The organism is Synechococcus sp. RS9907, assembly GCF_014279615.1.
Lineage (GTDB): Bacteria > Cyanobacteriota > Cyanobacteriia > PCC-6307 > Cyanobiaceae > Parasynechococcus.
Genome location: NZ_CP047944.1, coordinates 225094 through 239738, shown reverse-complemented (window position 1 = coordinate 239738; position 14645 = coordinate 225094). Strand labels below are relative to the sequence as shown.

General features: G+C 61.9%; 14 protein-coding genes and 1 tRNA gene. 7 read left to right on the top strand and 8 right to left on the bottom strand.

All coding sequences use genetic code 11. The annotated features are described in order from the left end of the window. The first annotated feature begins 15 nt into the window (after positions 1-15). The gene (locus tag SynRS9907_RS01215) at positions 16-135 is read left to right on the top strand and encodes a photosystem II reaction center protein I (RefSeq protein WP_006042333.1); all 120 of its coding nucleotides are present in this window, start codon (positions 16-18) and stop codon (positions 133-135) included. Positions 136-209: 74 nt separating this feature from the next. Beyond that, a complete protein-coding gene (locus SynRS9907_RS01210; protein WP_255445946.1) occupies positions 210-3077 on the top strand; it encodes a DUF3769 domain-containing protein in 2868 nt (955 codons plus the stop codon). On the opposite strand, the gene SynRS9907_RS01205 is transcribed toward SynRS9907_RS01210, so the two are convergent. The 7 genes from SynRS9907_RS01205 to SynRS9907_RS01175 form a co-directional block, all read right to left on the bottom strand. Next, complete coding sequence (locus SynRS9907_RS01205) at positions 3078-3521, bottom strand: pentapeptide repeat-containing protein (protein ID WP_188021567.1); 444 nt, start codon at positions 3519-3521, stop codon at positions 3078-3080. It abuts the gene before it with no gap. Positions 3522-3585: 64 nt separating this feature from the next. Then, positions 3586-4200, bottom strand: a complete 615-nt coding sequence (locus SynRS9907_RS01200; protein ID WP_188021566.1) for a 3-isopropylmalate dehydratase small subunit 2 — start codon at positions 4198-4200, stop codon at positions 3586-3588. Further along, positions 4200-5618 (bottom strand): 3-isopropylmalate dehydratase large subunit, encoded by a 1419-nt coding sequence (gene leuC, locus SynRS9907_RS01195; protein WP_188021565.1) that lies wholly within the window; start codon positions 5616-5618, stop codon positions 4200-4202. The genes SynRS9907_RS01200 and leuC overlap by 1 nt, the downstream gene beginning before the upstream one ends. A gap of 26 nt (positions 5619-5644) precedes the next feature. After that, a complete protein-coding gene (locus SynRS9907_RS01190; protein ID WP_188022305.1) occupies positions 5645-6904 on the bottom strand; it encodes a competence/damage-inducible protein A in 1260 nt (419 codons plus the stop codon). Further along, entirely contained in the window at positions 6897-8039 is a 1143-nt protein-coding gene (locus tag SynRS9907_RS01185) for a glycosyltransferase family 4 protein (protein WP_188021564.1), read from the bottom strand. The genes SynRS9907_RS01190 and SynRS9907_RS01185 overlap by 8 nt, the downstream gene beginning before the upstream one ends. A 115-nt stretch (positions 8040-8154) precedes the next feature. Beyond that, positions 8155-9444, bottom strand: coding sequence for a serine hydroxymethyltransferase (gene glyA, locus SynRS9907_RS01180; RefSeq protein ID WP_250397896.1), 1290 nt, complete (start codon positions 9442-9444; stop codon positions 8155-8157). A gap of 95 nt (positions 9445-9539) precedes the next feature. Then, positions 9540-9613: transfer RNA gene (locus SynRS9907_RS01175), tRNA-Arg, on the bottom strand. 88 nt (positions 9614-9701) lie between these two features. On the opposite strand from SynRS9907_RS01175, the gene SynRS9907_RS01170 reads away from it, so the two are divergent. The 3 genes from SynRS9907_RS01170 to SynRS9907_RS01160 are packed head-to-tail and all read left to right on the top strand — an operon-like array spanning position 9702 to position 10571. Continuing rightward, positions 9702-9947 carry a hypothetical protein gene (locus SynRS9907_RS01170; protein ID WP_188021563.1) on the top strand — a complete coding sequence of 82 codons (246 nt, stop codon included), beginning with the start codon at positions 9702-9704 and terminating at the stop codon, positions 9945-9947. A 42-nt stretch (positions 9948-9989) separates the two neighbouring features. Further along, the gene (locus SynRS9907_RS01165) at positions 9990-10280 is read left to right on the top strand and encodes a DUF3181 family protein (protein ID WP_011363281.1); all 291 of its coding nucleotides are present in this window, start codon (positions 9990-9992) and stop codon (positions 10278-10280) included. A gap of 27 nt (positions 10281-10307) precedes the next feature. After that, entirely contained in the window at positions 10308-10571 is a 264-nt protein-coding gene (locus SynRS9907_RS01160; RefSeq protein ID WP_114988123.1) for a cytochrome-c oxidase, read from the top strand. Here the strand turns inward: SynRS9907_RS01160 and murJ are convergent. Further along, positions 10558-12165 (bottom strand): murein biosynthesis integral membrane protein MurJ, encoded by a 1608-nt coding sequence (gene murJ / locus SynRS9907_RS01155; RefSeq protein WP_188021562.1) that lies wholly within the window; start codon positions 12163-12165, stop codon positions 10558-10560. The two genes, SynRS9907_RS01160 and murJ, sit on opposite strands and share 14 nt — an antisense overlap. A 68-nt stretch (positions 12166-12233) precedes the next feature. Here murJ and sfsA point away from each other — a divergent pair, with 68 nt between their 5' ends. Both sfsA and SynRS9907_RS01145 read left to right on the top strand, forming a co-directional pair. Continuing rightward, positions 12234-12998, top strand: coding sequence for a DNA/RNA nuclease SfsA (gene sfsA, locus SynRS9907_RS01150; RefSeq protein ID WP_188021561.1), 765 nt, complete (start codon positions 12234-12236; stop codon positions 12996-12998). Between the two features lie 104 nt (positions 12999-13102). Beyond that, the gene (locus SynRS9907_RS01145) at positions 13103-14566 is read left to right on the top strand and encodes an ammonium transporter (RefSeq protein ID WP_188021560.1); all 1464 of its coding nucleotides are present in this window, start codon (positions 13103-13105) and stop codon (positions 14564-14566) included. The last annotated feature ends 79 nt before the right edge of the window (positions 14567-14645 follow it).

Here is a 14645-nt window from a genome sequence, read left to right as displayed (position 1 = left end):
CGCCGGTCGGTCTCCATGCTCGCCCTCAAGATCTCCGTTTACTCGGTCGTCTTCTTCTTCCTCGGCATCTTTGTGTTCGGGTTCCTTGCGAGCGATCCAAGCCGCACCCCTAGCCGCAAAGACCTGGAAGATTGATTCAACGCTCCGTTCAGACCGCGCCACACACTGGTCTGAACGGAGCGTTATTTCTGAATTGAGCTGCCAAGCTCATGGGCCGCAGCAGCATTGCCTTGGCGGCGCACCGCCTTCTCTTTATATTGGCCGGAACCCTGATCACAGGGTCGATGTCCGTGTTGCCAGCAGTGGCAGGTTCGGATGAATCAAGGCCAGAGAAAGTTGCTTCAGCACCAGCGAGCCTGAACGTTCGAGCTGACCGCCAATACACCGATACAAAGTCGAAGGCCACGATTGCCGAAGGCAACGTTTCTGTTTGGCTCGGGAACGCCGAACTGCACGCCGATCGGATCGAATTTGATGCGGCCTACCGCACGCTCTACGCCCGAGGCGCCGTTCGTTTCAGGCGCGGCAATCAGTTTTTTCAAGCGTCGAGCTTTCGCTACAACCTCGTCCAAAACGAAGGGCAGCTCAACGATGTCTATGGGGTCATCGACCTTGAAGAGCCCCTCACCAATCCGTTAACGAGCTCTCGAGCAACATCAGCCCCACCGGAGTCAGCCACGCCAGCCAGCCGTGACGACATGCCGACCGTGGCCTGTCCGCCACTGCTTCCTCCGGTTCCCGACTGGCATCCACAACCTTGGGCAGTAACGGCCTGGGGCGGGCAGATGATTGATGCCAACTTCGGTGACACCTTCCTGCTCAACGGTCGAATGAGACCTGAAGCGGTGCTGGGCGTCGGCGTGCAGAAACGGATTATGCGCGCTGGTCCATTGGCCATTGAAGTTGAGGCTGACCTGTTCAGCCACATCGCTCAACGACAATCAGGGGGAAAATTCAACCAAGACAAGCCATATGCCGATCTCGCCAAACAGAGCTTTGGGGAAGGGATCGTTGGGATTGGGGCGCGCATTTGGCTACAACCCTGGCTGAGCTTTAGCGTCTTGGAAGGCATCAGCTACAACACCAATCTCAGCCTTTACGAGAAAACATTTCGTAAAAATTACACCCAACTGCTTAATTATCTCGGTGTAGAGCTTGAAGCGGCAATCTCCTCCGACTTATCAGTCGTTGGACGGATTCACCATCGCTCCGGTGCATTCGGCACCTACAGCGGCGTCTCTGAGGGCAGCAATGCCTACCTGCTTGGCGTGCGCTACCGCTGGGGACGGGAAACACCCAAGCCGGAGAGCGCCATGATGCCGCCCCTGCCGGAGTGTGATGACCCGGATAGCGGTCAACGCGTCAAGTCCTCCTCCCTCTCCGAGCGTCTTGACTCGGTTGCCCTCGGCGATGGAGGACGCCCCCAACGCCATGTCAGCAGCGGAGGCACAACAGAGCAACCCACGATTCCGCCAGCCCAGCAACAGGCCATGCGGACCGAAGCGATCGCCAGGATCGACCAACGCATCTCAGACGTCGACCTCAAGGGCAGCTTCAGCATCGAGCGGCGCAGCGGCATCCCCGTTCAACGCCTGAATTCCTCGGTCAGGGATGAAAACCGCTTTGGCGTGGTCAAAGTTCCCCAACTGAAGAGCCTTGGAAGCACGAATTTCCTCAACGGCACGATCAGCCGCTGGAGGGTGCAAGCCTCGAAGATCCTGATCACGGCGGATGGCTGGGAAGCTGACCGCATGGGCTTCAGCAACGATCCCTTCACGCCGGCACAAACCAGAATCGATGCAGAGGATGTGATCGCCCGCGAGCAAGCCAATGGCGATGTGCTGATCTCGGCACGGCGCAACCGGCTGATCGTTGAAGAGCGGCTGCCCATCCCGGTCACCCGTCGACAGCTCATCCAGGAGGAAGAGGAAGTGGAGAACCGCTTCGTTGTTGGCATCGACAACCGGGACCGTGATGGCCTTTTTGTGGGACGCAACCTCAAGCCACTCACCATCGGTACGAGTACGGAACTGTCCGTTCAACCCCAGTTCATGGTGCAGCGCGCCATTGACGGCGACTTCAACAGCGCCGCTGATTTGTTTGGCTTGGACGCCAAACTGCGCGGCCGCTACGGGAACTACAAACTGAATGTCGATGCCGACATCAGCAGCTTCGACCCCGCGGACATCCTCAGCAGCAACCGCTATTGGGGAAGCTTCGGGCGCGATATCGACTTGGGCAGCTTGGGCGTGCTGAGCACCAATCTGTTCGGGGCCTACCGCTACCGCACCTGGAATGGCTCCCTCGGTGAAACCGATATCAATGCGGCCTACGGCGTCTATGCCCAGACCAAGGGCAGATGGTCGACAGGCGAAGTGGATCACGGCTACCTCATTCGCGGTGCCGTCGGGGACTACGACGCCGACCGCTTCAACAGCAACCGCCGTTTGCGCAGTGGGCGAGGCAGCTTGTTCGCCTCCCTTACCAGCAAGATTCCTTTGCTCAAGGGGAAGACAGCGGAGCTCATCCCAACCGCGGCTTACCGCTATTCCCCCGTTCCCATCGTTCCGGGGCTGAGCCTGAACACCAACGTCAACACCTCGATTGCTGTGTACGGCGATGGCCGTCACCAGGAGACCCTGAGTCTCAGCGGAGGCCCCACCATCACCCTGGGCACCTTCAGCAAGCCCTTCCTCGATTTCACGCAGATCTCCATCGTCGGCAGCGGCTCCCTGAAAAACGGCGACAGCCCTTTCACCTTCGATCGCAACGTCGATCTCGCCACCCTTGGGGTTGGCCTCACCCAACAGATTGTTGGGCCGGTCGTGCTGAGCACCGGCGTCAGCTACAACGTCGATCCCGGTTCGAAGTTCTACGGCAGCACCGTCAACTCCAACATCGAATTGCGCTGGCAACGGCGCAGCTACGACGTGGGGGTCTACTTCAATCCTTACAAGGGCATTGGTGGCATTCGCTTCCGGCTCAACGACTTTGACTTCAAGGGCACAGGTGTGCCGTTTGTGCCCTACACCCCAACGAACTGGATGGAAACGACCAACGCGGATCGACCCTTCTGATCAATCACCACCCCCAATGATCAGATCGCTGCCGAACAGTGAAGCTCCGGCATAACGCATGCCGGAGGTCCGCACGTTCGGTGCATAGGCATTGATCACCTGAGCCTCCCGCAGATCGGCATTGCGCAAGTCCACTCCGGACAGCTCAGCATTGGTGAGGTTGGCTCCCCGCAGGTCAGCACCTTCCAGCAACGCTCCCGTCAGGTCAGCACCTTCCAGATTCGCCTCCCGCAGATCGGCGCCGCGCAGATCACTGCCTCGGAAATCTGCGCCGATCAGATGGGCCTGACGGAAATCCGCCTCGCGGAGGTCACAGCCTGGACAGCTGCGGTCCAACGGATCATGGGGCTCAATCTGAAGCGGAACGGCACCAACGGGAGCCACTCCGGCAACAACCAACAGGGGCGCCAACGGCAACAACAACCGCGAAAGCAAATGGGCCATTGAGATCCAACCTCCAAATGCAACCTCCTATCTCTTTCATAGACACAGGAGTCGCGCTTGGCTGTTACTCGGCGGCGAACTGGTTGATGTAGGGCAGTGTTTGCATCAATTCCGCAACCTGGGGGCCATGGTCCAGGAGCTGGGACGTTGCATCCCAACGACCGCTGCGCAGCATGTCCAGAGGGCCGGGATCGATCGACACAGGCCAACTGGAGTCGGCTGAGGTCAGTTGCAAACCGGCAAGATCGAGGCTCCAGGAGCGCCCCGGATCGCCATCCACCTGGGCCTGAATCGCCTTGATCTGCTCTGGAGCGGCCGTTGCACAGGGAATGCCAAGGGCGAGGCAGTTGCCGTAGAAAATCTCGGCAAAACTCACCCCAACCACCGCGCGAATTCCCCAGCGCATCAACGCCTGAGGGGCATGCTCACGGCTGGAACCGCAGCCGAAATTGCCGTTCACCACCAGGATCGAGGCACCCTGATAACGGGCCTGATCAAAGGGATGCTCACCGGAGAGTTCAAGGCGATCGTCGGCAAACACCTGGTCACCCAGCGCCTCGAAACTCACGCATTTGAGGAACCGTGCCGGAATGATCCGATCCGTGTCGATGTCTTCACCGGGAACGGCGATGGCCGTTCCACTCACCTGTTGAATCGGACCAGTCGGGAAGAGAGCCATCACGATGCGGACGGAGAAATCAAAGTACGGACATCGGTCACACGACCGTTCACGGCAGCTGCAGCCACCATGGCAGGACTCATCAACAAGGTCCGGCCACTGGCCGATCCCTGCCGACCCTTGAAATTGCGGTTGCTGGAGCTGGCGCTGATCTGACGCCCCTCCAGCCGATCCGGATTCATCGCCAGACACATCGAGCAGCCGGGCTCCCGCCACTCAAAACCTGCGGCACGGAACACCGCATCCAGCCCTTCTGCTTCAGCAGCCTTCGCCACCTGCTCCGAACCGGGAACCACAAACGCCTTGATGCCTTCAGCCACCTGGCGCCCACGGGCCACATCGGCAGCAGCACGCAGATCGCTGAGACGACCATTGGTGCAGCTGCCGATGAAACAGACATCCACAGGCACCCCTGCAATCGCCGTTCCCGGCTGGAGATCCATGTAGCGGTAAGCCTCCTCAGCAATCGGACGCTCGCCTGGATCCAGCTGATCAAGGCTTGGCACAGTGTCATCGATCCCCAGTCCCTGGCCCGGGGTAATGCCCCAGGTCACCGTGGGTGGAATCGCAGCGGCGTCAAACACCACCTCATCGTCGACCGTTGCGTTGGCATCCGTGGCCAGGGAGCTCCACCAGGCGACAGCACGATTCCAGGCCTCACCCTCGGGGGCATGGGGACGACCTTTCAGATAGTCAAAGGTGACCTGATCGGGATTGACGTAACCGCAACGGGCTCCCCCCTCGATCGCCATGTTGCAGAGTGTCATCCGCTCTTCCATCGACAACGCCTCAATGGCAGAGCCGGCGAACTCATAGGCGTAGCCAACGCCGCCCTTCACCCCCAGGTGGCGAATCACATGCAGGACCAAGTCCTTCGCCGACACGCCCTCGGCGAGCCGGCCATTCACCTGAATCCGGCGCACCTTGAGCTTGTTCATGGCCAGGCTCTGGCTGGCCAACACATCGCGCACCTGACTGGTGCCGATCCCGAAGGCGATCGCACCGAAGGCGCCGTGCGTGGAGGTGTGGGAATCACCGCAGGCCACAGTCATGCCCGGCTGGGTCAGGCCCAGCTCCGGGGCAATCACATGAACGATGCCCTGCCGGCCGCTGCCGATGTTGTTGAGAGGGATGCCGTGCTCCTGGCAGTTCCGCTCCAAGGTGCTGAGCATCTCCTCCGCCAAAGGATCGGCGAACGGCCGTTGCTGAGACGTGGTCGGAACGATGTGGTCCACCGTGGCCACCGTGCGCTCAGGACAGCGCACCGTCAGCCCCTTGTCCTTCAACGCCGAGAAGGCCTGAGGACTGGTGACCTCATGGATTAGATGCAGACCGACAAACAATTGGGTGGATCCGCCGGGGAGCTCCGCCACCCGATGCAGGTCCCACACCTTGTCGTAGAGGGTGCCGGAACTCAACAGTTCAGCCGCAAGAACCGTTGACCCTAAACCTGAGCGAGCAAGCGAAGACGCAGACGGTCCAAGCCGCGGATCACGCTCATCCTCTGAATGGCCTCACGACCCCGCCGCTCACCGAAATGCTGAACCCAGGCCTCACAGCCATCGGGACCAGCCAAGGCCAGGTGCACCAAGCCCACCGGCTTCTCAGCACTGCCACCGCCAGGGCCGGCGATGCCGCTGACGGCAATCGCCCAATCGCAATTGAGTTTCTCCCGGGCTGCCCGCGCCATCGCCTCGACCACAGGCTGTGAAACAGCGCCATGGGCAGTGAGCAGATCCGGAGAAACCCCAAGCACAGCCTGTTTCACCGCATTGCTATAAGCGACGACACCACCCTGGAAAACCGACGACGAGCCTGGAACAGCCGTCAGGGCTGCCGCCAATCCACCACCGGTGCAGGACTCCGCCACCGCCAGCGTCTGGTGCCGTTGCTTGAGCAGGTCGATCACCACCGACGCCAGGCTGTCGGCATCGACGCCATAGCAGTGATTGCCCGTTCGACGACGCAGCTCAGCCTCCAGCGGCACCAACAGCTGAGCGGCGGTATCGGCACTGGACGCACAGGCCGTGAGCCGCAATTTCACATCGCCGAGGGAGGCATAGGGAGCCACCGTTGGGTTGGTCGACTCCAATAAATCGGCAACGCGCTCAGCCAGATCGGATTCGCCAATGCCGCTGAAGCGGAGCTGACGGCTCACAAATACACCGGACGCCCCACCATTGGCTTGAAGCCACGGGGCGGCCGTTTCCATCCACATCGCCCGCATTTCCGCAGGCACCCCCGGGAAGGTGAGAATCGTGAAATCAGGCCGGGGAGACCAGATCATTCCCGGTGCCGACCCCTTTGGATTGGGAAGAACCTCCGCGCCACGGGGCAGATAAGCCTGGCTGCGGTTGTTGGAAGCAACAGGCCGGCCACCTGCCGATAACTTCTGCTGGATCTCCAGCCAGAGTTCGGGCCGCTCTTCCAAAGGAGTGTCGAAAGCAGCGGCCAGGGCCTCGGTGGTGAGGTCATCGGGGGTTGGGCCCAAACCTCCAGTCGTCACCAGAACCCTGCAGCGCTGCGATGCCTCGCGTACGGCAGAGATCAAACGCTCTTTGTTGTCGCCAACAACGGTTTGGCGGTAATGCGGCAGCCCCAGACCCGCCAACTGTTCGGCAATCCATCGGGCATTGCCGTTGAGGATGTCCCCCAGCAACAGCTCTGTGCCCACGCACAGGATTTCAACACCCGATTCAGCCACGCGGTTCGCCAAGGGCCGCAGGGTCAACAGGGGGGGAGCAAGGGTTGGTGTTCAACAGAGCTCGCTCATGTTGCAGCTGGCGACGGCTGATCACCACCGTTGCCACGAGGATAGCCGTGGCCAAAGCCAGCCAGAGGAAGCGCATCTCGGCATTGGCCACCACCAGGGCCAGGGCAGCAAGCCACTGGGTGAAGACGTAGATCAACAGCACCGTGCGCCGATGACTGAACCCAGCGCGCAACAGGCGGTGATGGAGGTGACGCCGATCGGGATAGAAGGGGGAACGGCCTTCCCTCAGACGGCCCATGATCACGGCCGACATGTCGGCCAGGGGCAACGAAAGAATCAGCAACGGCAGCAGCAGGCTCACCGTCGTGAGCCCCTTGGCGGGCCCCACGATGCTCACGGCGGCGAGGGTGAAGCCGAGGAAGTAAGAGCCCCCATCCCCCATGAAGATGCGGGCGGGGTTGAAGTTGTGGCGCAGGAAGCCCAGGCAGCAGCCCGCCAGCGCTGCGGCAAGGAATCCGGCAGCCACCTGATGCAGCGAAAAGCTGACAGACACCAGGCCGACGGCGGCAATGCCAGCCACTCCCGCAGCAAGGCCATCGAGGCCATCCAGCCAGTTAATGGCGTTGGTGATTCCCACCAGCCAAACAACGGTGGCCAGCAGGCTGAGGCTGTCGGGCAGAGCAATCGGACCGGCTGAAGCAGTGAACCAGGGAAGATCGATCGCTCCAATCCGAACGCCCTGGCTCCAGACGGCACAAGCCACGGCAACCTGTCCAGCCAGCCGCGGCCAGGGAGAGAGGGCGAAGAGGTCGTCCGCCAGGCCAATCAGAAAAAAGCAGAGCGAACCGGCCAGGGTGCTCCAGATCAGCTGATCCTTGGCCGGCGCCAGCAGGCCGAAGCCCCCCATGGACCAGACCGCCGCCAAAGCCGTTCCAAAGCCCAGCACCATGGCAATGCCCCCCAGCCTGACCATGGGGGTGACATGCTGCTTGCGCTCATCGGGCTGATCGGTCCACCCGAAGCGAAGCCCCATCCGGCGCACTTGGGGGACCAGCACCATGGTGGTCACCGCAGCCAGAAGAAAACTGACCGAGGCGACCGCGATAGGGCTGGCCAAGAGGTTCACGCAGGCTCCGGGAAAGAGACGATCCCCCGGTCAGAAGGAGTCATCCCAATCCTAGGGAGCCTGCAACCGTTCAACCAGGCACCGCCCCGGCCCATTCGAGAGCCAGGGCCAAGCCTCACGCCAGAACAGGCTGCTTGCTGTCGGCGTAGAGGGGGAAGCGCTCACAGAGAGCAGCCACCCGGTCGAGGCAACGCTGACGAATCGCATCATCCTCAGGATTGAGAAGACGATCAGCAATCACATCAGCGACCTCCCGGAAGGCCTGCGCATCAAAACCACGGGTGGTAAGCGCAGCGGTTCCCAGCCGCAGGCCACTGGTGACGAAGGGCGATTCGGGGTCGAAGGGAACGGTGTTCTTGTTCGCAGTGATGTGCACATCACTGACCAACAGATCAGCCACCTTTCCGGTCATACCAATGCCACGCAGATCCAGCAGCACCACATGGTTGTCGGTGCCGCCGCTGACGACATCGATGCCGCGGGCAATCAGCTGTTCAGCGAGGGCTGCCGCATTGGCAACCACCTGCTGGCTGTAGGCCTTGAACGAAGGCTGCAACGCTTCACCGAAGGCCACAGCCTTGGCAGCGATCACGTGCTCCAGAGGGCCGCCCTGGCTGCCAGGGAACACGGCTTTATCGAACTTCTTGGCGAACTCAGCGTCACGGCAGAGGATCAGGCCGCCGCGGGGGCCGCGCAGGGTCTTGTGGGTGGTGGTGGTCACCACATCGCAATGGGGCACCGGGCTGGGATGCACACCAGCGGCCACGAGGCCGGCGATGTGGGCCATATCGGCCAGCAGATAGGCACCCACTTCATCAGCGATGGCGCGGAAGGCTGCGAAGTCGATGGTGCGTGGATACGCGGAATAGCCGCAAACAATCAGCTTCGGCTTGTGCTCCAACGCCAGCTGGCGGATCGCCTCCATGTCCAGGCGTTGGGTCTCCTTGTCGACGCCGTACTGAACAACGTTGAACCACTTGCCGCTGACGTTGACCGGGGAGCCATGGGTGAGGTGACCGCCATGGGACAGGTCCAGCCCCATGATCGTGTCGCCGGGCTGCAGCAGGGCCAGGAAGACGGCGAAGTTGGCCTGGGCCCCACTGTGGGGCTGGACATTGGCCCAGGCGGCACCAAACAACTGCTTGGCGCGCTCGATGGCCAGTTCCTCGATGGCATCAACGTGCTCACAACCGCCGTAATACCGCTTGCTCGGCAGCCCCTCGGCGTACTTGTTGGTGAGCACAGACCCCTGGGCCTGCATGACCGCACGGGAGGCAAAGTTCTCCGATGCGATCAGTTCCAGATGGGTTTCCTGACGCTGCCGTTCTTGATTGATGAACGCGGCGATATCCGGATCCGACTGAGCCAGATCAGCGTCGATGGCGCGTCCAGAAATCTGGCCCATGAAATGTCAGTAAAGCTTTGACCAATCGTAAGAAACCGCAGCGATCAGCCCGAGCGATCAACCAAAAAAAAACTGCCCACCTGGGGCAGTTAGAACGCGCCTGGAGAGATTCGAACTCCCGACCCTCTGATCCGTAGTCAGATGCTCTAATCCGCTGAGCTACAAGCGCTTGCGCCAAACCATCAGACCCCATCGAGGGTCCGCTCGTCAACTGGGTGCGGGCCGCGTCAGGATTCAGGTGTTTCTGAGCCTGAGCAATGCCGATCCGCTGGTATGGCCCCGCTAACCCTGAGGATCCGACTTACCGGCATTTCGAACGCATCGTGAACCTTTGCCTGCATGGCGGCGTGTTCGCCGCGGTGAACAGCGGCGGATGGTTTCTGCAGGAGATGCGCCACCCCTTTCCCGACGGGAGCCTGACCTGGGTCACCAGCCTCTGGGCAAGCCTGTGGCTGGGCCAATTGATCTGGGTGATTGTTCAGCGCCCCAAGCCGGAGGAATAAAGCCAGCATGGATGCAATCCCCACCTCGATCCTTCCGGGCTGATGTCCCTCTCCGCCAGCGACCTGCAGGACCTTCAGAGTGCTTTGGCTGACCGCCTCTACGTGCAGATCAGCGGCTGGCATCTTTACCTCGGCGATGCTGACCTGGCCTCAGCCCTGGCGATCGAATGCAGTGCCCGCGTTAATCAAGGCGCTGAAGTCGCGGCCCGGCAGGCCCTCGACGCGGTCAAGGTGCCTCTGGCAGGAGGCGCCAGTCAGCTGCCGCTCTCCAAGCTGATTCCCCCCGCCCAGCTGAGGGATCTTGAAGAGATCCTCGAGCCGTACTGCGGATAAGGTTGCAGACCATCCGCAGCGGTTGGTGTGCTGATCATTGAAGTCACCAACTCCAGAGATCTGGTGCGCCAACGCATCGGCCGCCTCGGTGAACGGCTGATCGGTCGGGTCGTGGATGCGGAGGCTCAGGTTGAAAAAGCCCTGATCCAGGAACTGGAAACCGCCTTTAAAGAATTTGGGATCGAGGCACGGATCGTGTCTGTTCAGGGCCCGCAACTCGTGGGTCGCGAGCAACTGGAACTTCCGATTCAGGTGCGTGAAGAGCTCGATGTCCGTCTCAGCGAGCCCTGAAACGGCCCACCACCAACTGCGTGACCTCACGCACCTCCGGCACCTGAAGGTGTGCACCGATTAAGGCAAACAAGGCCAAACCCAGCAGGCCAGGGGCAGACACCTGCAGCACTAGGCCCAGAAACCCTGCCGGCCAGGGCACGACGGTCATCAGGATCCCCGCACCCCCCGCTGCTAGAACTCCGGCGATGGCCAGCCGCAGCAGGTCCTTCCCCCAGCGCCGCAGCGGCAGGCCGCCAATCTGTTGCTGCAGACCCACCAATAGGGCGAGGCAGGTGAGCAGATTGATGGCAACCGTGGCGAGCACCAACCCGGGCGCACCGAAATTGAACGGCGACTGATTTCCCCAAGGGGTCGGACCACCCACCAGCAGCCAGTCAAAAACCACGTTCAGACCGATCCCCGCCAGCGAGAGCCGAAAAGGCGTCGTTCCATCGCCAAGGGCATAGAAGACGCGCACCAGCACATCCCGGCCGAGGTAGGCCGGCATGCCCAGGCCATAGGCCATCAAAAGGCCCGTCACCAGCTGTGCGGCTGATGCATCGAAAGCACCACGCTCATACACCAGGGCGACGATGGGGCCACCCAGAGCGATGAACAGTCCCCCCAGGGGGATCATCGATGCCGCAGACAGCATCAACCCCTGGCGGATCCGATCGATCAGCTGCGGACGCTCCTCCGGAGCCGTGAGCCTGGAAAAAGTGGGCAGCAAAGGCACCAGCAGTGCATTCGAGATCAGGCCCAGAGGGGTTTGCACTAGCAAATTGGCGTACCCCAGACCCGCCGCCGCACCGACGATGCCCGAGGCGAAAAACAGATCAGTGAACACGTTGATCTGAAGCATTCCGGACGACAACGTCGCCGGCCCCATCACACGCCACACCTCCCGCACTCCCGGGTGCCGCCAGTCCCAGACAAGTTGGAAACGGGCCAACCCCTGCCGGATCAACGCCGGCAGCTGGATCAACCACTGCAGCAAGGCCCCCACCAACGTGGCCAAGGCCAGCACCACACCACCTGTCATGGCGGCGGACGGCAAAGCGATATCAACGCCGAGCTGCCACCAAAGGAGTCCCACCCCCAGGATCAAGGCCCCGCTGGACATCAGCGGTGAAATCGCAGGAATCCAGAATTCGTCGGCGGCGTTGAGGGACCCGAAGCCGAGCCCGATCAGCCCGGCCAGCAGCGCCATCGGCGCCATCACCTGCAGCTGGACCCGTGCGATGGCGTGAAGCTCGGGGGCAAGGCCAGGGCCCACAAGGGTGATCAGAGGATCCGCCGCCAGCACCAGAACGATGGTGACCAGCAGCAACAGAGCACTGACGCTGGTGTTGAGCGCCGCAAGGATGTGCGCCCCTTCAGCCCGAGGGCGCCGGCTCAGCACGCTCACCATGGCGCTGTGGAAGGGACCATTAATCCCCCCGAGCAGGATCAGCAGAAATCCAGGCAGCACATAGGCGTAGTTGTAGGCGTCATAGGCAGCGCCCACCCCGAAGGCCGCTGCGATCACCAGCTGCCGAATCAGGCCACCCACCTTGCTCAGCAAGGTGCCGAGGGTCACCACCAGTGCGATCCCCTTCAGTGAACGCGCCATTCGGCCCCCAGCATTGGGCGCATTGTGGAGGCACCACACGAGACCATGGGCCAATCTCGGCTGCTGCCATGACCGGCCTTCCCTCTCCGGGCGATGCCCTGCTGCGCTTTGAACCCCTAACGGAGGGCGTGCTGCTGAAGCGCTACAAACGCTTCCTGGCCGATGTAGAGCTGAGCAGCGGTGAGACCGTCACCGCCCACTGCGCCAATACCGGCCCGATGACTGGAGTCTTGATCCCTGGCCAACGGGTGCGTCTGCGCTACGCCCCCTCCCCCAAACGCAAGCTGTCCTGGACCTGGGAGCAAGCCGAGGTGCCAGGCGCCGATGGCCAACCTTGCTGGGTGGGCATCAACACGGCCCTGCCCAACCGACTGATTCGTGCCACGGTCGAAGCAGGGTGCCTGGAGGCCCAGCTCGGGAGCATTGAGGGAATCCGCGCTGAAGTGGCCTACGGCACGAACAAACGCAGCCGGATCGACCTCCTGCTGACGCCATCCGCGCAGAACCCTGATCAACGACCGATCTATCTGGAGGTGAAGAACACCACCTGGACCGACGGGAGCACGGCCCTGTTCCCCGACACGGTGACCGAACGGGGGCAGAAGCATCTGATTGAGCTGATGGGGGTGCTTCCGGACGCGCGGGCGGTGCTGGTGCCCTGCCTCAGCCGGCCGGACGTAACTGCCTTTGCTCCCGGTGACAGCGCTGATCCGCGCTATGGAGAGCTGTTCCGCCAGGCCACCAACAGCGGTGTGGAAGTTCTGCCGTGCTGCTTCAGCTTCAGCGCCGATGCGGTGCACTGGCAGGGGACACGTCTAGTCCACCTAGATTGATTTTGGTAGCAGATCGAACACGAAAGTGCGCCACCCCAAGGCACGGTAGGTGTGTTCATCTGGGAACATTTCCAGATGCCTCACGCAGCTCTGCACCCTCGTTCATGACAACTGCATTCCACGCGCCACCACAAAGGCGGCGCAAAACACTGCAGGAGGCAAGCCTCCTGGAAGGCCCGATGCTGCTCCTGAAGGGCATCCGTGGCTTCAGCTCCAACCGCGCCATGACCTGGCTCGCCTGCGCGCCCCTGGCGCTCATGGGCCTTGGCATCTTCACGTTGTCGGCCAAGGCCGAAGAGCTGCCTGAGCTCTCCGCTGCTTTCCTGGCCAACAACCTCTGGCTTCTGGTCGCCACCATCCTGGTGATCTTCATGAATGCCGGCTTCGCCATGGTCGAAGCAGGCATGTGCCGGCAAAAGAATGCCGTCAATATCCTCGCCAAGAACCTGTTTGTGTTCGCCCTCGCGGTGACCGCCTACTGGTTCGTGGGCTACTCCCTCATGTACGGCGACTCCGTCATCGACGGCTGGCTTTATTTCGGGGGCCTCTTCTTCGACCCGACCGTCACCGCTGAGACCATCAGCGATGCAGGCCTGGTTCCCACCGTTGACTTCCTGTTCCAGGCGGCCTTCGCCGGAACGGCGGCCACGATCGTTTCCGGTCTTGTGGCTGAGCGGATCAAGTTCGGCGAATTCGTGATCTTCGCCCTGGTGCTCACCGCAGTCATCTACCCGATTGCCGGTAGCTGGCAGTGGAACGGTGGTTGGCTCAGCGAAATGGGCTTCATCGATTTCGCTGGTTCCTCGATCGTTCACTCCGTTGGCGCCTGGGCTGGCCTCGTCGGCGCCATGCTGCTCGGACCCCGCATCGGCAAGTACGTCGACGGCAAGGTTCAGGCCATCCCTGGCCACAACATGTCCATCGCCACCCTTGGCGCCCTGATCCTGTGGATCGGCTGGTACGGCTTCAACCCCGGTTCCCAGCTGGCCATGGACCAGTGGGTCCCCTACGTGGCCGTCACCACCACCCTCGGCGCTGCCGGTGGTGCCATCGGTGCCACGGTGATCTCCACGATCACCTCCAAGAAGCCTGACCTCACCATGATCATCAACGGCATCCTGGCCGGCCTGGTGAGCGTCACTGCCGGTTGCGGCAACCTCACCCTGACGGGTTCCTGGGTGGCTGGCCTGGTGGGCGGCATCATCGTCGTCTTCTCCGTTGCCGCTCTCGATGCCGCAGGCATTGACGACCCCGTCGGCGCCTTCTCCGTGCACGGTGTGTGCGGCGTGTGGGGCACGATCGTGATCGGTCTTTGGGGCTACGACGTCCAGGGCGACGGCTCCGGCCTCGGCCTGCTGGTCGGCGGCGGCATCGACCAGCTCGGCATCCAGGCTCTGGGTGCTGCTGCCTATGCCATCTGGACCGTGGTCACCTGCTTCATCGCCTGGCAGATCATCGGCTCCCTCTTCGGCGGCATCCGCGTCACCGAACAGGAAGAGTCCGAAGGCCTGGACATCGGCGAACACGGCATGGAGGCCTACGCCGGTTTCTCCACCACCAACAACTGATTCCTCGTCGGATCTGTTGCTGTCCTCAAGCCCGGCCAAATGGCCGGGCTTTTTTACGGCCTTAAGCAGCGCTTCAGGC

What these genes read in the sequence shown, in the direction of transcription:
- SynRS9907_RS01215 (WP_006042333.1), top strand. Translation starts at nt 16, where the DNA reads ATGCTCGCCCTCAAGATCTCCGTTTACTCGGTCGTCTTCTTCTTCCTC.
- SynRS9907_RS01210 (WP_255445946.1), top strand. Translation starts at nt 210, where the DNA reads ATGGGCCGCAGCAGCATTGCCTTGGCGGCGCACCGCCTTCTCTTTATA.
- SynRS9907_RS01205 (WP_188021567.1), bottom strand. Translation starts at nt 3,521, where the DNA reads ATGGCCCATTTGCTTTCGCGGTTGTTGTTGCCGTTGGCGCCCCTGTTG.
- SynRS9907_RS01200 (WP_188021566.1), bottom strand. Translation starts at nt 4,200, where the DNA reads ATGGCTCTCTTCCCGACTGGTCCGATTCAACAGGTGAGTGGAACGGCC.
- glyA (WP_250397896.1), bottom strand. Translation starts at nt 9,444, where the DNA reads ATGGGCCAGATTTCTGGACGCGCCATCGACGCTGATCTGGCTCAGTCG.
- SynRS9907_RS01170 (WP_188021563.1), top strand. Translation starts at nt 9,702, where the DNA reads ATGCCGATCCGCTGGTATGGCCCCGCTAACCCTGAGGATCCGACTTAC.
- SynRS9907_RS01165 (WP_011363281.1), top strand. Translation starts at nt 9,990, where the DNA reads ATGTCCCTCTCCGCCAGCGACCTGCAGGACCTTCAGAGTGCTTTGGCT.
- murJ (WP_188021562.1), bottom strand. Translation starts at nt 12,165, where the DNA reads ATGGCGCGTTCACTGAAGGGGATCGCACTGGTGGTGACCCTCGGCACC.
- sfsA (WP_188021561.1), top strand. Translation starts at nt 12,234, where the DNA reads ATGACCGGCCTTCCCTCTCCGGGCGATGCCCTGCTGCGCTTTGAACCC.
- SynRS9907_RS01145 (WP_188021560.1), top strand. Translation starts at nt 13,103, where the DNA reads ATGACAACTGCATTCCACGCGCCACCACAAAGGCGGCGCAAAACACTG.